This window comes from Flavobacterium proteolyticum, assembly GCF_015223105.1.
Classification (GTDB): domain Bacteria; phylum Bacteroidota; class Bacteroidia; order Flavobacteriales; family Flavobacteriaceae; genus Flavobacterium; species Flavobacterium proteolyticum.
On sequence record NZ_JADFTZ010000001.1, the window covers coordinates 1,184,810 to 1,210,598 of the forward strand.

General features: G+C 33.3%; 25 protein-coding genes. 11 read left to right on the forward strand and 14 right to left on the reverse strand.

Annotated elements, in window-relative coordinates; all coding sequences use genetic code 11:
- Positions 1-136 precede the first annotated feature (136 nt).
- The 12 genes from IM755_RS05140 to IM755_RS05195 all read right to left on the reverse strand — a co-directional run bounded on the left by IM755_RS05140 (position 137) and on the right by IM755_RS05195 (position 8,620).
- Entirely contained in the window at positions 137-622 is a 486-nt protein-coding gene (locus IM755_RS05140) for a dihydrofolate reductase (protein ID WP_194094273.1), read from the reverse strand.
- 1 nt (position 623) lies between these two features.
- The gene (locus IM755_RS05145) at positions 624-1,106 is read right to left on the reverse strand and encodes an energy transducer TonB (RefSeq protein ID WP_194094275.1); all 483 of its coding nucleotides are present in this window, start codon (positions 1,104-1,106) and stop codon (positions 624-626) included.
- A 1-nt stretch (position 1,107) separates the two neighbouring features.
- Positions 1,108-1,566, reverse strand: coding sequence for an energy transducer TonB (locus IM755_RS05150; protein ID WP_194094277.1), 459 nt, complete (start codon positions 1,564-1,566; stop codon positions 1,108-1,110).
- 9 nt (positions 1,567-1,575) lie between these two features.
- Positions 1,576-2,163, reverse strand: coding sequence for a hypothetical protein (locus tag IM755_RS05155; protein WP_194094279.1), 588 nt, complete (start codon positions 2,161-2,163; stop codon positions 1,576-1,578).
- 102 nt (positions 2,164-2,265) lie between these two features.
- The gene (locus tag IM755_RS05160; RefSeq protein ID WP_194094281.1) at positions 2,266-2,712 is read right to left on the reverse strand and encodes a DUF4262 domain-containing protein; all 447 of its coding nucleotides are present in this window, start codon (positions 2,710-2,712) and stop codon (positions 2,266-2,268) included.
- Between the two features lie 145 nt (positions 2,713-2,857).
- Positions 2,858-3,289 carry a hypothetical protein gene (locus tag IM755_RS05165; RefSeq protein WP_194094283.1) on the reverse strand — a complete coding sequence of 144 codons (432 nt, stop codon included), beginning with the start codon at positions 3,287-3,289 and terminating at the stop codon, positions 2,858-2,860.
- 98 nt (positions 3,290-3,387) lie between these two features.
- Entirely contained in the window at positions 3,388-4,212 is an 825-nt protein-coding gene (locus tag IM755_RS05170; protein WP_194094285.1) for a thymidylate synthase, read from the reverse strand.
- Between the two features lie 45 nt (positions 4,213-4,257).
- The gene (locus tag IM755_RS05175; protein ID WP_194094287.1) at positions 4,258-4,617 is read right to left on the reverse strand and encodes a four helix bundle protein; all 360 of its coding nucleotides are present in this window, start codon (positions 4,615-4,617) and stop codon (positions 4,258-4,260) included.
- Positions 4,618-4,690: 73 nt separating this feature from the next.
- On the reverse strand, positions 4,691-6,058 hold the full coding sequence (locus IM755_RS05180; protein ID WP_194094289.1) for a nucleoside permease: 1,368 nt from the start codon (positions 6,056-6,058) through the stop codon (positions 4,691-4,693).
- A gap of 18 nt (positions 6,059-6,076) precedes the next feature.
- Entirely contained in the window at positions 6,077-6,700 is a 624-nt protein-coding gene (locus tag IM755_RS05185) for a bifunctional nuclease family protein (protein ID WP_194094292.1), read from the reverse strand.
- A 179-nt stretch (positions 6,701-6,879) separates the two neighbouring features.
- Positions 6,880-7,848 carry an electron transfer flavoprotein subunit alpha/FixB family protein gene (locus IM755_RS05190; protein ID WP_194094294.1) on the reverse strand — a complete coding sequence of 323 codons (969 nt, stop codon included), beginning with the start codon at positions 7,846-7,848 and terminating at the stop codon, positions 6,880-6,882.
- A gap of 25 nt (positions 7,849-7,873) precedes the next feature.
- Positions 7,874-8,620 carry an electron transfer flavoprotein subunit beta/FixA family protein gene (locus IM755_RS05195; RefSeq protein WP_194094296.1) on the reverse strand — a complete coding sequence of 249 codons (747 nt, stop codon included), beginning with the start codon at positions 8,618-8,620 and terminating at the stop codon, positions 7,874-7,876.
- Between the two features lie 262 nt (positions 8,621-8,882).
- Between IM755_RS05195 and IM755_RS05200 the strand changes: the two genes are divergently transcribed.
- From IM755_RS05200 to IM755_RS05245, 10 genes are all read left to right on the forward strand, one after another.
- The gene (locus IM755_RS05200) at positions 8,883-9,869 is read left to right on the forward strand and encodes a pyruvate dehydrogenase complex E1 component subunit beta (RefSeq protein WP_317172431.1); all 987 of its coding nucleotides are present in this window, start codon (positions 8,883-8,885) and stop codon (positions 9,867-9,869) included.
- Between the two features lie 60 nt (positions 9,870-9,929).
- A complete protein-coding gene (locus IM755_RS05205) occupies positions 9,930-12,413 on the forward strand; it encodes a DUF5686 and carboxypeptidase-like regulatory domain-containing protein (protein WP_194094300.1) in 2,484 nt (827 codons plus the stop codon).
- A gap of 2 nt (positions 12,414-12,415) precedes the next feature.
- Complete coding sequence (locus tag IM755_RS05210; protein ID WP_194094302.1) at positions 12,416-13,018, forward strand: DNA-3-methyladenine glycosylase family protein; 603 nt, start codon at positions 12,416-12,418, stop codon at positions 13,016-13,018.
- A 95-nt stretch (positions 13,019-13,113) separates the two neighbouring features.
- Entirely contained in the window at positions 13,114-13,644 is a 531-nt protein-coding gene (locus IM755_RS05215) for an inorganic diphosphatase (protein WP_194094304.1), read from the forward strand.
- 112 nt (positions 13,645-13,756) lie between these two features.
- A complete protein-coding gene (locus IM755_RS05220) occupies positions 13,757-16,336 on the forward strand; it encodes a sodium-translocating pyrophosphatase (protein WP_194094306.1) in 2,580 nt (859 codons plus the stop codon).
- A gap of 81 nt (positions 16,337-16,417) precedes the next feature.
- Complete coding sequence (locus tag IM755_RS05225; protein WP_194094308.1) at positions 16,418-18,715, forward strand: glycoside hydrolase family 20 protein; 2,298 nt, start codon at positions 16,418-16,420, stop codon at positions 18,713-18,715.
- A complete protein-coding gene (locus IM755_RS05230) occupies positions 18,715-19,713 on the forward strand; it encodes an isoaspartyl peptidase/L-asparaginase (protein WP_194094310.1) in 999 nt (332 codons plus the stop codon). Before IM755_RS05225 ends, IM755_RS05230 begins: the two co-directional genes overlap by 1 nt.
- Positions 19,713-20,384, forward strand: coding sequence for a copper homeostasis protein CutC (locus IM755_RS05235; protein ID WP_194094312.1), 672 nt, complete (start codon positions 19,713-19,715; stop codon positions 20,382-20,384). The genes IM755_RS05230 and IM755_RS05235 overlap by 1 nt, the downstream gene beginning before the upstream one ends.
- Positions 20,381-20,788: a hypothetical protein gene (locus tag IM755_RS05240; protein ID WP_194094314.1), complete on the forward strand. Its 408-nt coding sequence runs from the start codon at positions 20,381-20,383 to the stop codon at positions 20,786-20,788. Before IM755_RS05235 ends, IM755_RS05240 begins: the two co-directional genes overlap by 4 nt.
- Before the next feature lie 62 nt (positions 20,789-20,850).
- Positions 20,851-23,310 carry a beta-mannosidase gene (locus tag IM755_RS05245; protein WP_228063894.1) on the forward strand — a complete coding sequence of 820 codons (2,460 nt, stop codon included), beginning with the start codon at positions 20,851-20,853 and terminating at the stop codon, positions 23,308-23,310.
- Positions 23,311-23,342: 32 nt separating this feature from the next.
- Here the strand turns inward: IM755_RS05245 and IM755_RS05250 are convergent, their stop codons facing one another.
- Together IM755_RS05250 and IM755_RS05255 are read right to left on the reverse strand one after the other, a co-directional pair.
- Positions 23,343-23,957, reverse strand: a complete 615-nt coding sequence (locus IM755_RS05250) for a deoxynucleoside kinase (RefSeq protein WP_026725924.1) — start codon at positions 23,955-23,957, stop codon at positions 23,343-23,345.
- The gene (locus IM755_RS05255) at positions 23,957-24,700 is read right to left on the reverse strand and encodes a hypothetical protein (RefSeq protein ID WP_194094316.1); all 744 of its coding nucleotides are present in this window, start codon (positions 24,698-24,700) and stop codon (positions 23,957-23,959) included. Before IM755_RS05255 ends, IM755_RS05250 begins: the two co-directional genes overlap by 1 nt.
- Before the next feature lie 176 nt (positions 24,701-24,876).
- On the opposite strand from IM755_RS05255, the gene IM755_RS05260 reads away from it, so the two are divergent.
- The gene (locus tag IM755_RS05260) at positions 24,877-25,782 is read left to right on the forward strand and encodes a GLPGLI family protein (RefSeq protein WP_194094318.1); all 906 of its coding nucleotides are present in this window, start codon (positions 24,877-24,879) and stop codon (positions 25,780-25,782) included.
- Positions 25,783-25,789 lie beyond the last annotated feature (7 nt).

Sequence of the window (25,789 nt, forward strand, 5' to 3'; positions counted from 1 at the left end):
AAAATCAAATACAAGGGCAAAATTCATTTTCAACTTCAAAATTGAAATTAAAGAAATGTTTTTAGGAACACAGATTTAAGAAATTTAAAAAATCTCTGAAAATTCCTTAAATCAGCGTCATCCGCGTTCTAAAAAACTATTTTCTAATGTATGTTAAAAAAGTAAAATCGTAATCGTGTTTTTCGTCTTTGGAGTGAAATTTTTCGAATACTAATTCCCATTTGGTCTCGTCAATTTCTGGAAAAAAAGTATCGGCTTCAATTGTAGTATGCACGCGAGTTAAATCGATTTTGTCTGCGATTTCGATGGATTGTTTGTAGATTTCACCACCGCCAATAATGAAAACTTCTTCCTCTTTTGGACACAAATCAATTGCGTTTTGTAAACTGCTCGCTATTATGCAACTTTCAGGAACTTCGTAATCTTTTTGTCGCGTAATAATAATATGTGTTCTATTGGGTAACGGTTTTGGAAAACTTTCAAACGTTTTTCTTCCCATCACAATGTAATGTCCTGAAGTCAAACTTTTAAAACGCTTAAAATCATCTGGCAAATGCCAAACCAATTGATTGTCTTTTCCTAAAGCATTGTTTTCTGATGCGGCTGCGATTATGGTGAGCATGTTATTGAAGTTTAAAAGTTAAAGGTTGTGAATATTTCACTTTTACTGCTTTCCCTTTTTGTTTCCCTGGTGTCATTTGGGGTAACTTACTCATAATTCTAATTGCTTCTTTTTCTAAAATTTCACAATTTCCACAATTTTCTGGACCTTTTGCTACGATATTTTCTATAATACCTTCTTTGTTAATTATAAACATAACTACAACTTTACCTTGGATGTTTCTTATTCTAGCTTCCCTAGGGTATTTGAAGTTATTTTGAATGTGTTCATTCATTTTTGCTTGAAAACAATTCAATCTTTTATTCCTCTCTACATCTTCACATCCAGGAAACAAAGGAACTTCCTCAATTATTGCAAATGACAACTCAGAAGCCTCTTTTCCATCTTCTTTTGCTAAAGGCATTTTAATTGGTTCTTTTGGTTCTGCTTGGCTAAAGGTTGAAAGTTGAAATAGTAAAAAAAAGAATAAGGTTATTTTCTTCATGTTATTTTAAATTAAAGATTATTGGTTGTAGGTATTTTGTACTCACAGCTTCTCCTCTAAATTTTCCGGGTTTCATTTTTGGTAAAAGACTTATAATTCGAATAGCTTCTGCTTCTAATAATTCGCAACCTTCGGGAGTCTTAGTTGATGTGATTTCAATATTTCCATCACTATTTATTATGAATAATACAGAAACTCGCCCTTGAATTTTTTTCTTTCTAGCTTCAGTTGGATAGTTAAAGTTTTTACTAATGTGTTCACTTAATTTTTCTTGAAAACATGCTAGTTTTTTGTTTCTAGCTTCTTCTTCACATCCAGGAAAAATGGGAACATCTTCAAGTACGGGAAAAGGAACAACTTCCTCTATATTAACTTTTTCTGTGTTTATGGTTATTTCTTGTGACCAACTAATGTTGACATATAAAATTAGCGCCAAAACAAATAGCATTTTTTTAATCATAAAGTGAGATTATTTATTAAATCCAATATTCAAATCGGAGTGGAAATAGATTTTTTTTAGTTCTTCATGTTTGGCTTCAAACTCTTCTTTGGTTATGGCTTTGATGGCTTTTAACCATTTGAAATTATTCAACTGACTTTCGTAGTCTAGATTTTCATCGATAGTTGCAAAGTTTTCTCTTAAATACACATTTCGCGCTTTAATGATTTCATCGATAAAATGATCTACGGTTTTAGTATCGGGAACGTCTTTTACGACTAAAATGCTGTTGCCATCCATGAGTTTTACTTGCCAAAAATCGCCAATACTTAACCAATAAATCACAAACAAAATCGAAGCGATAACAAAGCCAAGAAGCGAAATCCATTTACCAAAATCTAAAAACAAATTGATAATACTCAATAGATTTAGCCCCATTGAAACTAATAGCAAAACATTATTCGAGGATTTAAACGACACTTTCTCGCCATCAATATTTTCAAACGGCATATCAATTTCATTCGTGTTGCCAAACTTCGAAACTTTACAGAACAATTTTGCCTCGGAAATACGCAATTCTCGAGTGACAAAGTTTTTTTTCTGTATGAGTGTTTTCATGAAGAAAAGTTTAGGAAACGAATGAAAACGCTAAGGTAGTATTTTGTAGGGAATTATTTTTATTGCGAATATTTAAAATATGCCAAAAAGTATGAAATAAAATTACTGCATTAACTTTCCTAATATTTCTTGGTCGTATAAATAATCAGGTTCATTTGGGAATTTGTTATTCGTGTCAGGATAAATTAGTTGCACACATTTGTAATTTCCATTTCCATAAAAACGCTGACTTGCGTAATCGTAATCTTTTAAATTTTCTTTTTCAACTTCAATGAAATAAACAGGAAAATCAAAATCCTCAGAGAATGAATTTATTTTTTTGTTAGTTTCTAAAACTGTTTCCTTGAATTTGTTAGCATAATCGGTAACCAATGTAAACGAAAGACTTTGTGGTAAGCCCGACAGAAAAACCTCTGGAATATTATAACTTTTGTACAAGCCAGTTGAATAACAAAACGACGGACCATTCTCATCTTCCATTACATACGTAATGTGAAAACCAAACTTGGCAACATTTTCATCAACTTTTGAATGGTATTGTTCTGACATTGGTTTGATATTAGCGTTTAGTGGCTTTATGAAGTGGCTGAAATTACACTCACGGACGGAAACAAATATATCGGAAAAATCCCAAACTTATCCAATTACACGCCAAACCCAGTCATTTCATAAAGTCGCTATTATATATAGTTTTTTATAAAATGTACTTTCCCAACAATATTGATTCCGAGAAATTTTCGAGATTGCTTAAAATTATATCATTAATGATTAATTGCTTATTATTTTTTTTGCGATTATTTATTTTAGTGTAAATTTCTACTAAATCATTTAGTTCTTCAGTACTATAGAAAGACAAAGTGTTTAAAATTGTGCTTTTGAAATATTTTAATTGTACAGATTCTTTTAATTTTTTTACATACTCCGCGCTCCAATTATTTTGTTGGGCATTTTTATCTATCTTTTTGTAACAATATGTTTTTAGAAAAGCTTCATAGTCGCAAACTTCGATTAGTTTTTCTATTAAAACTTCTTTATCACCAGAAGGCATAGCCATCGAAGGAGGATTTTGTGAAAAAGTTTTTGATGTAATTACAAAGAAGAAAAAAATTAAAAGTTTGATTTTCATAATATGTTTTTAAATTTATAGACAACTCGTTTATAAGCATGATGGAATCATGTTTATCTTGCCTAATTTTGGGTATATATGTCTGACAAAAGTTAGTTTTAAACCGCCACAACTCCCTTAATATGCGGATGTGGGTCATAGCCTTCTAACGTGAAATCTTCAAATTTGAAATCGAAAATATTTTTAATTTCTGGGTTTAATTTCATTGTTGGTAAAGGTCGGCACTCGCGAGATAGTTGCAATTGTAATTGCTCGATATGGTTGTTATAAATATGCGCATCACCAAAGGTGTGGATGAATTCGCCTACTTGTAAATCGCAAACTTGCGCAATCATCATCGTAAACAAGGCATAAGACGCAATGTTAAACGGAACGCCTAAGAAAATATCGGCACTGCGTTGGTACAACTGGCAACTTAATTTTCCATCCGCTACATAAAACTGAAAAAACGCATGACATGGAGGCAAAGCGGCTTTTCCATTGGCAACATTTTCTGCAAACGAAACCGAAGTATCCGGCAAAACACTAGGATTCCAAGCAGAAACCAACATTCTTCTACTGTTTGGATTGGTTTTTAGCGTTTCGATTAATTCGGTAATTTGGTCAATTTCTTCGCTGTTCCAGTTGCGCCATTGGTGGCCATAAACCGGACCTAAATCACCATTTTCATCCGCCCATTCGTCCCAAATTTTTACACCGTTTTCTTGTAGATATTTGATATTGGTATCGCCTTTCAAAAACCACAACAATTCGTAAATAATCGATTTTAAGTGTAATTTCTTTGTGGTTACCATTGGGAAACCTTCGCTTAAATCAAAACGCATTTGGTAACCAAAAACACTTAAGGTTCCAGTTCCTGTTCTGTCGCCTTTTTGGTTGCCGTTTGCTAATACGTGTTTTACTAAATCGTGATATTGTTGCATTTTTATTGGGTGTTGGGTGTTGGGTGAAGGGTTAAAGGTTTTGGATTAATGGTTTTTTCTTAGGAACGTCATGAAAGATGAAATTCTTTTTTCGAGTAATTGAATGGATTCTATTTGCTTTAATACTAAATCTTCATTTAAATATTCTACATCAGAACATAGTAATAATTGTGTTTCTAATTCAAAACAAGAACCTAAACTGATTTCTAAAAACCTACATAAGTCTTTTTCTGAACTTTTTGCACAACCTTCGGCAATGTTTGAAGGGATTGAAATAACAGAACGCTTAATCTGAGATGTTAAACCAAATTTTTCCGCATCTGGCATTTCTCTCATTAGTAAATAAGTAGATTTAACGATAATTCTACCTTCTTTCCAAATATCTAATTCTCTAAAATTTCTCATGCCGAAATTAAAAATATTTTTCTTTTACACAATGTTTTTGCCTTTTACCCTTCACCCAAAACCCTTCACCTTTTTAATGTGAAATGTTTGAAACGTCTTTTGGATTATGTTTGTGTTTGAATAAAACTGCAAATGCGATTGCGATAATAGCAGCATATATTGCAAAAGTTAGCCAAACTGGTTCCCATTGAATTATTCCAATTGGTTTGTTAAGTACATTATCAGTAACAACTTTATCTTTCAATAGAGATTTAACCCATTCGTTATCTGTTGTTAAGTTGAATTTTGTTAAAAATTCATTTAAGTTATAATACTTGTCAGTGAAATATTTATCAATGATAAATCCGCTTGTGACACTTCCTAAAACCGCACCGAAACCGTTGGTCATCATCATGAATAAACCTTGTGCCGAAGAACGAATCTTAGAATCGGTTGAGGTTTCTACGAATAATGAGCCTGAAATATTGAAGAAATCAAATGCCATTCCGTAAACGATACATGATAAAATAATCATCCATAATCCATCACCAGGATTTCCGTAAGCGAATAATCCGAAACGTAAAACCCAAGCAATCATACTAAATAACATTACTTGTTTAATACCAAAACGTTTTAAGAAAAACGGAATTGCTAAGATGAATAAGGTTTCCGAAATTTGAGAAATCGACATAATTAAAGTCGAGTATTTTACTACTAATGAATTAGCATAAGTTGGATCGTGTTTGAAATCGTCTAAGAAAACATCGCCATAAGCATTTGTTAATTGTAAAGCCGCTCCAAGGAACATACTGAATACAAAGAATAAGGCTAATTTATAATCGGCAAATAATTTAAACGAACTTAATCCCATAAGTTCCATGAACGATTTGTTTTCAGCGGTTTTACCTTGAGGTTCGCATTTTGGTAAAGTAAACGAATAGATTCCTAACAAAATAGCCGCAATTGCTGCAATGTAAAATTGATTTTCAGAAGCTTTGTTTCCGGTTAAGTTGGTAATCCACATCGCTACAATGAAACCAATAGTTCCCCAAACGCGAATAGGTGGAAAATCTTTCACCACATCTAAACCTCCTTTTTTCAAAGCGTTGTAAGCAACAGAATTTGAAAGAGCAATGGTTGGCATGTAAAAAATCATCGCCACTAAAATCACCCAAAAGAAATCAGATGGATTGCTAACTTGTGGTACATACATCAAAGTTAATCCTCCTAAAATGTGAAGTGCTCCGTATAATTTTTCTGCGTTTATCCAACGGTCGGCAACAATTCCACAAAGTGTTGGCATAAAAATCGAAGCAATTCCCATAGTAGAGAAAATAGCTCCAAATTGTGCTCCATCCCAATTTTTAGTTCCAAACCAATAGTTTGCTACTGTTATAAGCCAAGCTCCCCAAACGAAGAACTGGAAAAAGTTCATTATCGTTAATCTGAATTTTACATTCATGTTAGTTTCATTAAAGTTTTAAGATTCTTTTTTTGAGATTTCGTCTCTAATTTTTGCTGCTTTTTCGTAGTCTTCGTTTTGCACAGCTTCGTCTAATTTTTGGTATAATTCTTTTAGCGAATAACCCGAATAACTATCCGAAGGAGCCACTACATCCTCTTGTTCAAAAGTTTCTGGTGTAGAAAGGATGTCGTCGTTTTCCTGGTTTTCTGCATTTTCAGAAGGATTAATGCTTAGGTAAATTCCAGCTTTGTCCAAGATGTTTTTGTAAGTAAAAATAGGAGCATTAAAGCGTAGAGCTAATGCAATAGCATCAGAAGTTCTGGCATCGATAATTTCCTCGATTTTGTCTCTTTCACAAATAATACTCGAATAGAAAACACCATCAACTAACTTATGAATAATGACTTGTTTTACCACGATGTCAAATCGGTCGGCAAAACTTTTAAATAAGTCGTGTGTAAGTGGGCGCGGCGGTTTAATTTCTTTTTCTAAAGCAATAGCAATCGATTGGGCTTCAAAAGCACCAATAACAATTGGAAGTTTTCGCTCACCATCCACTTCATTTAAGATTAAGGCATAAGCTCCGTTTTGCGTTTGGCTATAGGAAATACCTTTTATAGTTAATTTTACTAAACTCATTTCAAATTGTTAATTATCATTTTTTTGATACTCTGATTCAGATTTTAAATACAATCACAAAGTCAGAAAATGGCTAACAGAAAAACGGTTAGCCATTCGCTCCAAAAATAAAAAAAAGAGCTATCTAAACAAAGATAACTCTAATTTTAATTTAATATATTTTTTAAACAACTATTTTATTACGAGTTGCTTGCTTTAAAAGCTTTTAATTTTTCAATTAATTGAGGAACTACGGTGAAAGCATCACCTACAACTCCGTAATCAGCAACTTTAAAGAAAGGCGCTTCTGGATCTGTGTTGATAACTACTTTTACTTTTGATGAGTTGATACCTGCAATATGTTGGATTGCTCCAGAGATTCCAACAGCAATATATAAGTTAGAAGCTACTGGTTTTCCTGTTTGTCCCACGTGCTCGCTGTGAGGTCTCCATCCAATATCAGAAACCGGTTTAGAACATGCGGTTGCAGCGCCTAAAACAGAAGCTAATTCTTCAATCATTCCCCAGTTTTCTGGACCTTTCATTCCACGACCTGCAGAAACCACGATTTCAGCATCAGCGATAGTTACTTTTCCAGTTACTTTTTCTACATTTTCAACTTTGATTCCGAAATCCGCATCGTTTAATGAAGGAGCAAAACTTTCTTCAGTCATAGCAGCAGCATTTTCTACTAATCCGAAAGAGTTTTTAGCAATTCCTAAAACTTTTACTGGGGTTGAAATCTCAGTAATATTGAAAGCTTTGTTTGAGAAAGCAGTTCTTTTTACTTGGAAAGGCGAAGTGCTTTCTGGTAAAGCCACTACATTTGATGCATAACCAGCTTCTAAAGCTACCGCTACAAGTGGTGCTAAATATAAACTATCTGTTGATGAAGAGACTAAAACGATTTGAGTTCCTTCTTTTTTAGCTGCTTGAGCAATTACATCTGCGTAAGCTTTAGCACTAAAGTTGTTTAATTTATCGTTAGAAACGTTTAAAACTTTGTCTACTCCGTAAGCAGCTAAGGCACTGTTGTCAGAGTTGTTAATAGTTACCGCTGTAACTGTTGTTCCCATTGAAGCAGCTACTTTTTTTGCGTAAGAAGCTAATTCGAATGCTACTTTTTTAATTTTTCCTTCTGCTGATTCAGCATATATTAATATCGACATGATTCTTTAATTTAATGGTTTAAAATTAGATAACTTTCGCTTCGTTGTGTAACAAACTGATTAATTCATCTAAATTATCAGCACTTACTAATTTAACTGCTGATTTTGCAGCTGGTTTTTCAAATTTTACGGCTTTAGTTGCAGAAGCGTCTCCTGTTGGTTCTACTAAAGTTAAAGCTTTAGTTCTTGCCATCATGATACCTCTCATGTTAGGAATGCGTAAATCTTTTTCTTCTACTAAACCTTTTTGACCACCAATAATTAATGGTAAACTTGCAGAAACGATTTCTTTTCCACCATCAATTTCTCTAGTTACTTTTGCGTCGTTTCCGTTTACATCGATACCCACACAAGCGTTTACGAAATTGAAACCTAACATAGCAGCCATCATTCCTGGAACCATTCCACCATTGTAGTCTAATGATTCTTTTCCAGCGATTACTAAGTCAAAACCTCCGTTTTTAACTACATCTGCTAATTGTTTTGCAACAAACATTCCGTCAGTTGGGTTGGCGTTAATACGAATTGCTTCGTCAGCTCCAATAGCTAATGCTTTTCTTAAAGTTGCTTCAGCGTCAGCTCCACCAACGTTTACAACTGTAACATTTGCTCCTTGTTGCTCTTTAAACCAAATGGCTCTTGTTAAACCAAATTCATCATTAGGATTAATCACAAATTGAACACCGTTAGTGTCAAACTCACTGTCACCATTGACAAAATTAATCTTTGAAGTAGTATCAGGTACGTGACTGATGCAAACTAATATTTTCATTTTTATGTATTTTGTTAGTGAATATTTCAGTCCCAAAAATACAAAATAATTTCTAAATAAAAACTATGCACGCATAATAAATATGTTTTTCTTAGATAAATTAGCTTTTTTTTACGAATTGTTTAAAATGATGTTTACTCAACAGCCTTAAAATGCATTTTTTTAATACTACAAGGTTGTAGTAGAAAGTAAATTCATTTTTTTTAATAACGATTTGGAATAATTTTATTTTTCTTACTTTTGCCAATCATAATTCAAAGAAATTACTTTCATGAGAACGATACAGTTTAGAGAAGCTATTTGTGAAGCGATGAGCGAAGAAATGCGTCGCGACGAATCAATATATTTAATGGGTGAAGAAGTAGCAGAATATAATGGAGCTTACAAAGCTTCAAAAGGAATGCTAGATGAATTTGGACCAAAACGTGTAATTGATACTCCAATTGCAGAGTTAGGATTTGCAGGAATTGCTGTAGGTTCGGCTATGAACGGGAATCGTCCTATTGTAGAATTCATGACGTTCAACTTCTCATTAGTAGGAATTGACCAAATTATCAACAACGCTGCAAAAATGCGTCAAATGTCTGCTGGACAATTTCCAATGCCGATGGTATTTAGAGGTCCAACAGCTTCTGCAGGTCAGTTAGGTGCTACGCACTCGCAAGCTTTTGAAAACTGGTTTGCTAATACTCCAGGTTTAAAAGTAGTAGTTCCATCAACTGTTTATGATGCTAAAGGGTTGTTGAAATCAGCTATTCGTGATAATGATCCAGTTATTTTCATGGAATCAGAGCAAATGTATGGTGATAAAGGTGAAGTGCCAGAAGGAGAATACACTATTCCATTAGGAGTTGCTGATATCAAAAGAGAAGGTTCTGATGTAACGATTGTTTCTTTTGGAAAAATTATTAAAGAAGCACATTTAGCAGCTGAAGAATTAGCTAAAGAAGGTATTTCTTGTGAAATCATCGATTTAAGAACGGTTCGTCCTATGGATTATGATGCGATTATTAATTCGGTTAAGAAAACAAATAGATTAGTAGTTTTAGAAGAAGCTTGGCCATTTGCTTCCGTTGCTTCTGAAATCACTTATATGGTGCAAGAAAGAGCATTTGATTACTTAGATGCTCCGGTTCAGAGAATTACAACAGCAGATGCTCCTGCGCCTTATTCGCCTACTTTATTAAAAGAATGGTTGCCAAATTCGCAAGATGTAATTAAGGCAGTAAAAAAAGTTATGTATAAATAACAATTAACTTATTATATTTGAAACTTCATCAGTAACTTTCTGATGAAGTTTTTTTTTACTATGAAGACAAAAATTGTATTATTCTTTTTATTTCTGAGCTCAATAGTTATTGGGCAAACCAAGGTTGGTGGAAAAGTAACAGACGAGTTTGGCGATCCTGTAGCTTTTGCAAATGTTATTTTTAAAAACTCAAAAGAAGGAGTAATTACAGATGAAAATGGGAATTTTTATTTCGAATCTAAAGAAAATTATTCAACTCTAGTAGTTTCCTATGTAGGATTTGAAAAAAAGGAAATTTCTTTAAAACCAGGTTTAAATACGGGATTAAAAATACAATTAAAGTCGGGAACGGAACTTAAAGAAGTGGTCATTTATACAGGAAAAACTTCTAAAAAGAACAATCCAGCGATTGATATATTGCGAAAAATTTGGGAACGTCGACGTAAAAACGGTCTTAAAATGTTTAAGCAATACCAATATGATAAATACGAAAAAGTGGAGTTTGACTTAAATACCATCGATTCCGCTTTCATGAATAGTAAAGTGTTTAAAGGAATGGAGTTCGTTTTCGATCAAATTGACACTTCAAGTATTTCAGGAAAAACCTATTTGCCAATTTTCATCAATGAAACCTTAAGTGAGGTTTACGGTGATAATAAAGAAAAAAAATATAAAGAGATTACAAAAGCCAACAAAAATTCTGGATTTGGTTCAGGTGATGGTGTAAATACATTCATCAAAGATTTATATGCCGATTTTGATATCTATGATAATTACTTAAAATTCTTCGATAAAGATTTCGTGAGTCCATTATCAAGAACGGGAATAAATGTGTATAACTACGTTTTAAATGATAGTATGTTCATTGATAATAAATGGTGTTATAATATTGTATACTATCCAAGACGTAAAAATGAATTGACGTTTAAAGGTGATTTTTGGGTAAACGACACCACTTTCGCTATCAAAAAAATCAATTTAGAAGCTAGTAAAAGCGCTAATATCAACTGGGTAAAAGAAATTTATATTGAACAAGAGTATGAAGTAATGAACGATTCTGTTTTCTTGTTGAAACGAGATTATATGATGTCTGATTTTAGTTTTTCGAAGAAAGAAGAATCAAAAGGAGTTTACGGAAAAAGAACTACATTGGCTAGAAATCATAAATTCGATATTAAAAAAGAAGATAAATTTTATAAAGAAGAAGTTAATTTCTACGACAACTCTGTATTTAACAAGCCCGATGAGTATTGGGAAGAAAATAGATTTGAAGCTTTAAATAAAAACGAAGCCGGCATCTATAAAATGCTTGATACGCTAAAAGAAGTGCCACGTTTTAAAAGAATTTATAATTTGGCATCAATTCTTGGAAGTGGCTATATTGAAATTCCAAAATTAAAAATGGATTACGGTCCAATATTCTCAACTTTTGGATATAACGATGTTGAAGGACAACGTTTACGAGCTGGCGGAAGAACGTATTTTGGTTCAAACGACACTTGGCGAATTCAAGGCTACACCGCATACGGATTTAAAGATAATAAATTCAAATACGGTATTTCTGGAAAATGGATGGTAGATAAGAAAAATCGAATTATTCTTTCTGCAGGAAATCGTAGAGATGTAGAGCAAATAGGGGTAAGTTTAACTACTTCTAATGATGTTTTGGGAAGAAGTTTTGCATCTTCGTCTTTCTTTTCAAGCGGAACTAATAATAAATTAACATCGGTTAACTTATCAACGCTTGGTTTTGAAATTGAACCCGTAAAGAATTTGACTTTTCAAACTAATTTATCATATCGAACTTTAAAATCAGCTTCTAATCAATTTAGTTTGGATTATTATACAGATAATACTCAAACAACTACTAAGAGCGAAATCAAACAATCAGAAATTAATTTGGTAGCAGAATACACTCCAGGTAGAAGAACCGTTGGTTATGGTGTGGAGCGTTTAGAAGTAGACAATAATTACGCTAGAATTTTCTTAAGTTATAGTCAAGGGTTAAAAGGGGTTTTAAATAGCGATTTTGATTATCAAAAACTACAATTTTACTACCGTCAACCAGTTCTAGTTGGTGGTTTTGGAAGATTGTTTACTACTTTAGAATTGGGTAAAACATTTGGTCAAGTTCCTTTAGGTTTAATGGGAGTTATTCCAGGAAATCAATCGTATTTTATTATCGATAATACGTATAACTTACTTGATTACTATGATTTTGTGGCAGATCAATATGCTTCGCTTCATTTTGAACATCATTTTAATGGAAGATTATTTTCAAGAGTTCCGTTGTTAAGAAAATTAAATTGGAGAGAGATTGTTGGAATTAAAGGAGTTTACGGAACCGTTTCAGATGAAAACAGATTCATCAACGCTTCAGGTTTAGTGTATCGAGCTCCAGAAGATATTTATTGGGAATACCATGCTGGAATTGGCAATATTTTCAAAGTATTACGAATCGATTTTGCTTGGCGTGGAAGTTACTTAGACATTCCAGATGCTAATAAATTTACGGTAAAAGCGTCTTTCGGATTCTATTTCTAAAAATGGAAAAGGGTATATCGTATTTACTTGAACAAGATGTTATTTTTGAAAGAATCAGTAAACAATACGGATTTCCAATTCAACCTAAAAGACCTCAAGGATTTCAAACTTTAGTTTTATTGATTTTAGAACAACAAGTTTCCGTTTATTCCGCCAAAGCTACTTTTAATAAATTAAAAACAGCTATTCCTGATTTTATACCTGAAAAAGTTGTTGTTTTTTCAGAAGAAGATTTACGTGCTTGTGGCGTGAGTCGTCAAAAAACGAAATATATAAAATGTCTTTCTGAAGCCGTTTTGTCAAAAGAATTGGATTTAGAGAGTTTGGCTTTTAAAGATGCTGAAGTTGTTCGAGAAGAACTTATCAAAATAAAAGGCATTGGTAATTGGACAATTGATATTTACCTGATGTTTTGCCTGAATTCGTTGGATATAATTCCACTTGGTGATATTGCGGTGGTAAATACGATGAAAGAACTTTTAGATATTCATACGAAAGAAGAAATGGAAATCTATGCCCAGAAATGGAAACCGTATCGTTCAGTAGCCACTTATTTTCTCTGGCATTATTACCTTGAAAAAAGAGGAAGGAAAATCACATATTAAATCTTTGTAAAATCTATACTTTTTTTGCAAAACTCTTTTGCTTCTAATGTTTTATAGTGGTACCTTTGCACCCGCTTTAAAAAATAAAAGATAAAATGACAGCAGATAAAATTACTACATTTGATGTATTGATTGAGATTCCAAGAGGAAGTAGAAACAAATACGAATACGATTTTGAATTAAAAAGAATGCGTTTTGACAGAATGTTATTTTCGTCAATGATGTATCCAGCAGATTACGGATTTATTCCAGAAACGTTAGCATTAGATGGAGATCCATTAGATGTTTTAGTTTTAGTAAACGAGCCAACATTCCCAGGTTGTGTGATGGAAGTAAAACCAATTGGTGTTTTCCACATGGCAGATGATAAAGGTCCGGATGAAAAAGTGATTTGTGTACCTGTTTCAGATCCAATTTGGAACAAATTAAACGATTTAAGCGATGTAAATCCACACTTAATTAAAGAAATCGAACACTTCTTCCAAGTATACAAAGATTTAGAAAATAAAAAAGTAGATGTTGAAGGTTGGGGAGATGTAAACGAAGCAAAAGAAATTTTGATGAAGTGTACCAATCGTTTCAATGAACTTGAAAACAAACCAGAAGGACTATTTAGTATTAAATAATTTTTTTTTGAAATAAATAAAAGGCAGTATTTTTAATAAAATATTGCCTTTTTTGTTTTATTTTCTTAATATTACCATAAAATTAACAAACAAAAAAACTAAATTATATTTTATGGAATCAATGATGATTTATGTTCCTATAGTCATGGCACTATTAGGATTGGCATTTATGGCTGCCAAACGCGCTTGGGTTCTTAAACAAGACGCAGGAGATGGAAAAATGAAAGAAATTTCAGATTACATTTACGAAGGAGCCTTGGCATTTTTAAAAGCAGAATACAAATTATTAACGTTTTTCGTTCTTGGAGCGAGTGTGGTTCTTGCAGGAATTTCATTTATTGTTCCAACAACTCATTGGCTAATCTTAATTGCTTTTATTTTCGGAGCAATATTTTCTGCTTATGCGGGAAATATTGGAATGAAAATCGCAACAAAAACAAATGTTAGAACAACACAAGCTGCTCGTACAAGTTTACCACAAGCTTTAAAAGTTTCTTTTGGTGGTGGAACAGTTATGGGATTAGGTGTTGCTGGTTTAGCGGTTTTAGGATTAACAGGATTCTTTATCATGTTCTTTAGATTTTTCATGAACGGAGAATGGACATCAACAGATGACATGACTATCGTTCTTGAAACTTTAGCAGGATTTTCTCTTGGAGCAGAATCTATCGCATTGTTCGCTCGTGTTGGTGGAGGAATTTATACAAAAGCTGCCGATGTAGGTGCCGATTTAGTAGGAAAAGTAGAAGCAGGAATTCCAGAAGATGATCCACGCAATCCTGCTACAATTGCAGATAACGTTGGAGATAACGTTGGTGACGTAGCGGGTATGGGTGCCGATTTATTTGGTTCGTATGTAGCAACCGTTTTAGCGGCAATGGTTTTAGGAAATTATGTAATTAAAGATATGGGTGGTAAAATCGATGACGCTTTTGGCGGAATTGGACCAATTTTATTACCAATGGCAATCGCAGGTTTCGGAATTTTATTCTCTATCATTGGAACAATGTTAGTAAAAATTTCAAGTGATGATGCTAAAGAAGCTCAAGTACAAAAAGCATTAAACATCGGAAACTGGGTGTCTATTGCTTTAACAGCTGTTTCTTGTTTCTTCTTGGTGAAATTCATGCTTCCAGAAGTAATGACAATGGAATTCTTCGGAGAAGGAGCACAAGAAATTTCAGCAATGCGTGTTTTCTACGCTACTTTAATTGGATTATTTGTTGGTGGAGCTATTTCATCAGTAACGGAATATTACACAGGATTAGGTACAAAACCAGTATTGGCAATCGTACAAAAATCATCAACTGGAGCTGGAACTAACGTAATCGCTGGTTTAGCAACGGGTATGATTTCAACTTTCCCAACGGTATTATTATTTGGAGCAGCTATTTGGTCAACTTATGCTTTAGCAGGATTTTACGGAGTAGCTTTAGCAGCTTCTGCAATGATGGCTACAACAGCAATGCAATTAGCAATCGACGCTTTCGGACCAATTTCTGATAACGCAGGTGGAATCGCTGAAATGAGTGAATTGCCAAAAGAAGTACGTACAAGAACAGATATTTTAGATTCAGTTGGTAACACAACAGCTGCAACAGGAAAAGGTTTCGCAATCGCTTCTGCTGCATTAACTTCGTTAGCTTTATTTGCTGCTTATGTAACGTTTACAGGAATTGATGGTATCAACATCTTCAAAGCACCAGTATTGGCGATGTTATTCGTAGGAGGAATGATTCCAGTAGTGTTCTCTGCATTAGCAATGAATTCTGTTGGAAAAGCAGCAATGGACATGGTGTACGAAGTACGTCGTCAGTTCAAAGAAATTCCAGGTATTATGGAGGGAACTGGTAAACCAGAATACGGAAAATGTGTTGAAATTTCTACAAAAGCCGCTTTACGCGAAATGATGTTACCAGGAATTTTAACGATTGGTTTCCCAATTGCAATTGTATTATTAGGTAAATTAGTTTACGGAGATAACAACCAATTAATAGCTGAAATGTTAGGGGGTTATATGGCAGGAGTTACCGTTTCAGGTGTACTTTGGGCAGTGTTCCAAAACAACGCTGGTGGAGCTTGGGATAACGCTAAAAAATCATTCGAAGCTGGAGTTGAAATCAACGGAGAAATGACATACAAAGGTTCTGATGCTCACAAAGCAGCGGTAACTGGAGATACAGTAGGAGATCCATTTAAAGATACTTCTGGACCATCAATGAATATCTTAATCAAATTAACGTGTTTAATTGGTTTAGTAATCGCTCCTATCTTAGGAGGTCATGGTGCTACAACTGAAAATGGTGCTTGTTGTTCAAAAGATAAAAAAGAAGTTTGCCACGAAGGAAAATGCGATTTATCAAAATGTGCTACCATGACAAAAGACGAATGTGCAAAAATGTGCGAAGAGAACGGTTGTTCTCAAGAATGTAAAGACAAATGCATGTCACAATACGATGAAAACGGAAAATATATCGGAGATGCAGCGCACGTTCACGGACCAAACTGCAACCACGATGACCACCAAGAAATCATCAACATGGAAGTTAAAAAAGTAAAAGACGCTAACGGAAAAGTAAAAGCAACCGTTACTTTAACTAAAATGGTAGATGGTAAAGAAGTGAAAGAGGAAAAAGTTTTTGAAGGAGACGATTTAGAAGTAGAAGCAAAAATTGCTGAACTAGGAAAATAATCTTTTTCAATACAAATAATGAAAACCGCGCAGCAATGTGCGGTTTTTTTATTTAATTTTATCCAAACAAACACAACTCCAATGAAATACAAAATACTGACTTTGTTGTTGCTTATTTCCACAATTAGCATTGCACAGCAAACTCTTAATTTAATTCCGAAACCAAATTCAGTCGAAATAAAAAAAGGACATTTCGTTTTAAATAAAGAAACTGTAATCTTAGCTGATGAAAATTCTTTTGAAGCAAAATTTCTTCAAAAAGAGATTAAAAATAAAACTGGGTTACAGTTAAAAATTTCTTTAAACTCAAATTCAATAAGCAAAATTGGATTTTATGATTTACTATTACCAGGAGTCATTACTAAAACGGATTCATTAGGTAATCGTTCAACTAATAGAAATAAAGGACAATATTTTCTTAGAGTAGAAAAAAATGATATAACAATTGCTCAAGCTGATAATGTTGGTAATTTTTATGGAATTCAAACTTTATTACAATTAATTCCATTTGAAAAAAAGAGTGAAATTAAAATTCCATATTTATCTATTTCCGACCAACCTAAATTCCAATGGCGAGGCATGCATCTCGACGTTTGTCGTCATTTTTTTCCAAAAGACTTCATCAAAAAATACATTGATTATTTAGCGATGTATAAAATGAATACCTTTCATTGGCATTTAACTGATGACCAAGGTTGGCGCATCGAAATAAAAAAATATCCAAAATTAACTGAAGTCGGCGCTTGGCGAAACGGCTCCATGATTGGACATTACACCGACCAAACATTCGACAGCATTCGCTATGGTGGATTTTATACGCAAGAAGATATCAAAGAAATTGTAACTTATGCCAAAGAACGCCACATCACCATTGTGCCCGAAATCGAAATGCCAGGTCACGCTTTAGCAGCTTTAGCATCATATCCTGAATTTTCTTGTACAGGCGGACCTTTTGAAGTGGGAAAAACCTGGGGTGTTTTAGAAGATGTTTTTTGTCCAAAAGACGAAACATTTACGTTTTTAGAAAATATTTTGGTAGAAGTTATGGAATTATTTCCTTCTGAATATATTCATATCGGTGGTGATGAATGTCCAAAAGTACGCTGGAAAAGTTGTCCGCATTGTCAAAAGAGAATCAAAGATGAAAACTTAAAAGACGAACACGAATTGCAAAGTTATTTCATCCAAAGAATTGAAAAATTTGTCAACAGCAAAGGTCGAAAAATCATCGGTTGGGACGAAATTTTAGAAGGCGGATTAGCGCCAAACGCAGCCGTTATGAGTTGGCGCGGTACCGAAGGTGGAATTGCAGCAGCCAAACAAAAACATTTTGTAGTCATGTCGCCAGGTTCACATTGTTATTTCGATCATTATCAAGGCGAACCGAAAAACGAACCGATTGCATTTGGTGGTTATACAAATGTCGAAAAAGTGTATTCTTTTAATCCTGTTCCAAAGGAACTTTTCGCAGAAGAATCTAAATATATTTTAGGAGCACAAGCCAATCTTTGGACAGAATATATCAACACACCAGAGCACGTTGAATATATGCTTTTCCCAAGAATAGCAGCACTTTCTGAGGTTGTTTGGGGAACATCCAATCCGAATGAATACAAAGAATTCGAAAAAAGATTGATTTCACATTTCGAAATCTATGATAAAAAAGGAATCAATTACAGCAAAGCCATTTTTGAAGTAACTTCCAAAGTGCAACCTGCTGAAAACGGAGTAGCTTTCGAATTAAAATCAGCAAATCCAAACGGAATCAAATACACAATCAATGGTTCAGAACCGAATACGAATTCTATTTCTTATGAAAAACCAATTCTAGTTACTAAAAATCAAACCATTAAAGCAGCTTATTTCGAAAACGGAAAAGCAAAAAGTGCTACTATCGAACAACCGTTTTTCATCACTAAATCAACAGGGAAAAAAATAGAATTGGTTCATCAACCGCATGAAAATTATGGAATCGGTGGAAGTTTCACATTGGTAGACGGAATGAAAGGAAACCCTTCTAAATTCGGAAGAGACTGGTTAGGGTTCTGGGGAAAAGATATGAATGCCACTATCGATTTAGGAAAAACAGAAACGATTTCAAAAATCAGCATCAACACCCTTTCATCCGAAGGTAGTTGGATTTATTATCCAAAAAGTATAGGGATTTTAGTTTCAAAAGATGGAGATAATTATATTCCAATTACAATTGTTTCTTCGAAAGAAATCAAAGAAACGAAAGGGAAAATTGTGGTTGAATTCGACAAACAAAACGTTCAATTTATAAAAGTCATTGCAGAAAACAACGGAATCATTTCAGATGGAAATCCAGGAGCAGGTTCCAACAGTTGGTTATTTGTAGACGAAATAAGTGTAGAATAATGACAAACAGAAGGAATTTTTTAAAGACAACCGCATTAGCAACCGCTGGCGTTGCGTTTCAGGCTTTCAAAGGAAAATCTGAGGAAACTGAAATCAATATCAATTCAGGAAAAGTAAATAAACCTATCGTACTTTCTACATGGAATTTCGGTTTGCAAGCCAATGAAGCTGCTTGGGAAGTACTAAAAAATAAAGGTCGCGCTTTAGATGCGGTAGAGGCTGGAGTTAAAATTCCAGAAGGCGATCCAAACGAGAGAAGTGTAGGTTACGGCGGTCGCCCAGATAGAGATGGTCGCGTAACATTAGACGCTTGTATCATGGATGAATTTTCGAACATAGGTTCGGTAGCTTGTTTGGAACACATCAAGCATCCTATTTCCGTTGCAAGAATGGTGATGGAGAAAACGCCTCATGTAATGTTGGTTGGTGATGGCGCTTTACAATTTGCCTTATCTCAAGGATTTCAAAAGGAAAATTTATTGTTAGAAGCTTCCGAAAAAGAATGGAAAGAATGGCTAAAAACAAGTGAATATTTACCAAAAGCAAACATTGAAAACCACGACACTATTGGAATGATTGCCCTTGATGCACAAGGAAATTTATCAGGTGCGTGTACTACAAGTGGCATGGCTTTCAAAATGCACGGAAGAGTGGGCGATTCTCCAATTATTGGTGCTGGTTTGTATGTGGATAATGAAATTGGAGCCGCAACCGCGACAGGTCATGGCGAAGAAGTAATCCGAATTACAGGCTGTCATTTAGTAGTAGAGTTGATGCGTCAAGGAAAATCACCACAAAAAGCGTGCGAAGAAGCCGTAATGCGAATTGTAAAACTGACGCAAAATCGAGGAAAAAATTTAAAAAATATCCAAGTTGGTTTTATCGCCTTGAATAAAAAAGGAGAATACGGTTCGTATTGTGTGCAAGGTGGTTTCAATTATGCCGTTCACGACGCAACTGGAAATAAATTAATCGATGCGAATTACTTTTTGAAATAATGAAAAAAATAGAAATCGCTTGTTTTAATCTTGAATCTGCTTTAATCGCTCAAAAAACTGGAGCTGATAGAGTAGAATTGTGTGCAGACATGTCGGTTGGTGGTACAACTCCAACAAAAGAAATAATACAACAAGCTCGCGAACATTTGACCATCGATTTATATGTGATGATTCGCCCAAGAGGAGGAAATTTTGTCTACTCGGATTCAGAATTTGAACAAATGAAATCAGAAATCGAAGCCATCAAAAAACTTGGAGTTAACGGATTTGTTTTCGGAATTTTGAAGGAGGATGATACGATTAATATCGAACAAAATAAAGCTTTGGTTGATTTAGCAAAACCATTTCCATGTACGTTTCACAGAGCTTTTGATGCGGTTTCGAATTACGAAAAAGCATTGGAAGATGTCATCTCTTGCGGATTTTCAACGATTCTAACTTCTGGAACTTTCCCAAATGTGATGGAAGGAAAAGAAGTTTTGAAACAATTAGTCATTCAAGCGAATAATCGCATCAAAATTATGCCTGGTGGAGGATTGCGTTCGACCAATATTTCAGAAATAGACGAAATGGTTAATGCAAACTGGTACCATTCATCCGCTATTACCGATGGAAGTGAAATTGCTAATCCAGAGGAGATACAAAATATTTTAAAGAAATTAATCAAATGATAGTTAATTACAATACGGCTCTTAATTCTAATTTGAATGGTGATTTAAAGTTAACTTATGTTTTTATTTTAGAAGAGAAAAACGATTTGTTTGATTTATATATTGAGCAAATTCTAGAATTTTTACCTAAGTATGTTTGCTTTGTTGGAAATGAAGCAGATTATTATCATGAAATATTTGAAGAGATAGAATCATTTGAAAATACTAAATATGAGGAATTGGATAGAAAAAATATTAATTCATTAAGTTTTGAAAATATTGAGGATTGTTTGAATATGATTTTACATTTAGAAAACGTTTTCCCTATTTACCTTTTAGATGATTCAGGACGTTATAAAGAAGACATTGTCAAAATTATAAATAAAATAAATTTGAAATTAGATTTAAATATTAAATTTAATTAAGTTAATCCTTCTATGCACTTCTATAATTTGACGCTTTCATTTTCAATACTTATGTGACTTATATGTTTAAAAAAATAACATTATTTCTAATTTTCATTTGTTATTCCGTTTTTGGACAAACTTCCTATCGCAATTTGTCAATCGAAAACTGGACATTCAACAAGCAAAACGAATCTAAAAAACATAAAGCAACTATTCCCGGAACCGTTCACACAGATTTATTCCAAAACCAATTAATTCCAGATCCGTTTTTTGGAAACAATGAAAAGCAATTGCAATGGATTGAAAATGAAAATTGGGAATACGAAACGCATTTTGCTCTTTCGAAATCCGAACTAAAAAATCAAAATATTGACTTAGAATTTGAGGGTTTGGACACCTATGCAACTGTTTTTTTGAATGGAAAAGTAGTTTTAGAAGCGGATAATATGTTCCGAAAATGGATTATTTCTGCCAAATCACATTTAAAAATTGGAACCAATCATTTAAAAGTTGTTTTTCATTCCGCAGTTCAAAAAGGGAAAGAAGAAGCGAAAAAATTGTCTTATACCTTACCCGAAAAAGAACGTGTTTTTGTTAGAAAAGCGCAATATCAATTTGGTTGGGATTGGGGACCACGATTCGTTACGGCAGGAATTTGGAAAAAAGTCCAACTGAAATTTTGGAATTCGGCTAAAATCGAAAACATAAAATACAGTCAAATCGAATTGAATGACAAAAAAGCTGTTTTAGAATTCACAACCGAAATTTACGTTTCCAAAGTCAAAACGATTCAGCTAAAAATCAATGAAAAAACAGAGGTTTTCAATCTTAAAAAAGGAAAGAACAAAATCAAAATGCAATATGAAATTGCCAATCCAAAGTTGTGGTGGTGTAATGGTTTAGGTGATGCGAATTTATATCCTTTTACTGTTGAAATCAATCAGAAAAAGCAGTTTTTAGATTCAAAAAAGCTAAATATTGGCTTGAGAACTATCGAATTAATTCAGGAAAAAGACCAAGCTGGAAAAAGTTTTTATTTCAAATTAAACGGAAAATCGGTTTTCATGAAAGGCGCCAATGTAGTTCCGCCCGATAGTTTTTTACCACGAGTTTCCGATACTACTTATTTTTCTTTAGTCGAAAATGCTAAAAAAGCGAATATGAATATGCTTCGTGTTTGGGGTGGCGGCGTGTATTTTGATGATGCGTTTTATGAAGCTTGTGATGCCAAAGGAATTTTAGTTTGGCAAGATTTTATGTTTGCTTGTTCGATGTATCCGGGCGATGAAGAATTTGTTGAAAATGTAAAGCAAGAAGTAATTGATAATGTGAATCGTTTGCAAAATCATCCGAGTATAGCCATTTGGTGTGGCAATAATGAAAACGATGAAGGTTGGCACAATTGGGGTTGGCAAAAGCAATTTAATTATTCAAAAGCGGATTCCACTCAAATTTGGAACGATTACAAAAAAGTATTTCATGAAATGATTCCGAATACTTTAGACAGTTTGCTTCCGAAAGAAAAAAATATTTATTGGTCTTCATCGCCATCGATTGGTTGGGGAAGAAAGGAAAGTTTAACACAAGGCGATTCACATTATTGGGGCGTTTGGTGGGGAAAAGAACCGTTTGAGATTTATGAAAAGAAAGTAGGACGTTTTATGAGCGAATACGGTTTTCAAGGCATGCCTAATTTGGAAACTTTACAAAAAATCATGCACAATGAAGACTTAAATTTTACTTCCGAAGCCTTTAAAAATCATCAAAAACATCCAACAGGTTATGAAACCATCAACGAATATATGGAACGTGATTATGTGGTGCCAAAAGATTTTGAAGATTATTTATATGTTTCCCAACTGTTGCAAGCTCGAGGAATGAAAATCGCCATTGAAGCCCATCGAAGAGCAAAACCCTATTGCATGGGAACGTTATTTTGGCAATTGAATGATTGTTGGCCAGTTACATCTTGGAGTTCGTTGGATTATTACGGAAATTGGAAAGCGTTTCATTATCAGGTGAAGCGAAGTTTTGAGAATTTATTGATTTCGGTTGCAGATGAAAATGAAAAATTTAAGGTTTATTTGATTAATGATAATTTCGAAAGCTCTTCTGGAAAATTGGAATTAGAATTGCTTTCTTTTGATGGAAAATTACTTTGGAAAACCTTGAAAGAGTTTACTGTTCAAGAAAATGCGAGTACAGCTTTTTATGAAATTCTTAAAGAAGATTTTAAGTCATTTAATTTGCAGCAAACCTTTTTAAAAGTAAAATTCAATGAATTTCAATCACAATATTTCTTTGTAAAACCAAAAGATTTAAAATTATCAAAACCAAACATTCAAGTCAAAACTATTGACGAGTTAACTATTGAAATTTCTTCTGATGTTTTAGCTAAGGATGTTTTTCTGTCTTCGGAAAATCAAGTGTTTTTTGAAGATAATTATTTTGATTTATTACCAAATGAAAAGCGAATCATCAAATTGTCCAAAGCTGCAAAAGAGATAAAAGTAAAATCGTTGTTTGATACTATGAAATAAAAAAAACGCCTCAATTGAGGCGTTTTGTATATCTAAAATAATCCGTTTAATTCGGCATCAATTCTATTGATAATCATTCCTAAATCTTCTGGATTGTTTACAAAATCAATGTTGTCAACATCAATGATTACTAATTTTCCTTTGTTGTAGGTTTGAATCCAAGCTTCGTATCTTTCGTTCAAACGGCTTAAATAATCAATCGAAATAGAGTTTTCATAATCTCTTCCTCTTTTATGAATTTGACTCACTAAATTTGGAATCGAACTTCTTAAATAAATCAATAAATCTGGCGAACCCACTAAACTTTCCATCAATTCGAAAAGTGAAGTGTAATTGTTGTAATCTCTGTTCGACATTAATCCCATTGCATGAAGATTGGGTGCAAAAATATGCGCATCTTCATAAATGGTTCTGTCTTGAATAATGTTTTTACCACTTTCGCGAATTTGCAATACTTGACGAAAACGACTGTTTAAGAAATAAATTTGAAGATTAAAACTCCAACGTTCCATTTGGTGGTAAAAATCATCTAAATATGGATTGTCTACCACATCTTCAAAATGCGGTTCCCATTTAAAATGTTTGGCTAATAACTTAGTAAGTGTCGTTTTTCCTGCTCCAATATTTCCTGCTACTGCTATGTGCATTATGGTAAAATTATTTTGTAATTAGTAATTTCATTTTGGGTAAAAATAGACAAAATTCCATCTCTAAAGAAAAATTTTGAAATGATTTTTTCATCAATTGCTATTTTGCTGCTACTCTTAGAAGTTAAGTCGTAGTAATATAATTTATCATCTGTTTTATAAATGGAATTGCCGTTTTTTGTTAACTGAATCGAATCAAATTTTGGCAGATTTCCTAATTTTTCGATAGTTCCATAGATTGAAATGCGATACAAATTCAAATTAATATCGGTCCAATAAAAATGTGTGTAATCTGATTCGTAATATAGAATTGGATTTTCAAGCATAGTAGAAATCCACTTAAATGTATCGGTGTTTACATTGTATAAGCCAATTTTTGATGAAATACTATCGTAAATCCAAATTTGGTTTTGTGAAGATAATGCCACCGCTTCCAAATTAATAGGAGTTGATTGTAAATTGAAGTCCATCTTTTTGATTTCGTTCAACTGATTATCTAATAATACTACCGTGTTGAAGTTTTTATAAAAAATCACAATTTGAAGTGGATTTTGAAAATCAACATTGGTGATTTTTCCTAAACTTAGATTGTTATATTGATAGGTTTTAGTTTGACTGTTTTTTGTAAGAATATTATTCTTTATGCTGTAGTTGTTCTGTTGATTATCATAGCCTAAAAAAACATCACATTCTATTTTTAGGCTATTTTGTTTTGTGGTAGAAATTAATTCTTGACCTTTCATTGAAAAGCAGAACAAGTTAAAAATTAATATAAATAGTGTTTTTTTTACCAGCATTGTTAAACTATTTCTGAAAATCAGGGTCTAATATACTACTTTAACACAAAAATAGCAGTTAAATTGTGTAACAAAATACACGTTTGATAGTCTATATGTATAGCTAAAAACATCTAATAAGAATGAAAAAAATTATTATTGCTTCGATTTTTATGATTTCTGGGTTACTAAATGCTCAGAATTTTCAAGGAATGGCCGTTTATGAATCTAAAACGAGTACGGCTGATTTCATGAAAGGAATGAGTACAAACAGGGAAATGACGCCAGAAATGCAAAAACAAATAGAAGAGCGTATGAAAAAAATGTTTGAAAGAACATTTATTTTAAACTTCGATAAGACAGCTTCAATTTACAAAGAAGAAGAAAAATTAGATGCGCCTGGTCAACAAGGTGGAGGTAGAATGATGATGTCGATGATGGGAGGCGGCGGAACTCACTATAAAAATGCTAAGGATAAGCAATATGTGGTGGATAAAGAGTTTTTTGGAAAAGAGTTTTTAATTAGAGATTCATTGCCAAAATATGAATGGAAACTAGAAGGAGAATCTAAAAAAATTGGTAATTATACTTGTTTTAAAGCAACTGCTGTAGTAAAAGTGAGTGAGTCTGATTTTAGAAATTTCAGATTCAGAAATAACAATCCTAAAGAAGGTGAGAAAAAAGCGGAAACGGTAAAAGATACTGCAAAAGCTAAAAAAACTAATTTCACAGATGATTGGGAAATGCCTAAAGAAAATGTCATTACAGCATGGTATTGCCCAGAAATTCCTGTAAATCAAGGGCCAGAAAATTATTGGGGTTTACCAGGTTTAATATTAGAGGTTAACGATGGTAAAACGGTAATTTTATGTTCTAAGTTGGTTTTAAATTCTAAAGAAAAAGTTGAGATTAAACCTGCTTCAAAAGGAAAAGAGGTAACGCAAAAAGAATATGATGAAATTGTGAAAAAGAAAATGGAAGAAATGCGTGAAATGAATTCAGGTCGCGGAGGACAAGGCGGCGGATTTAGAATGGGTGGTGCACGTTAATTTTCTA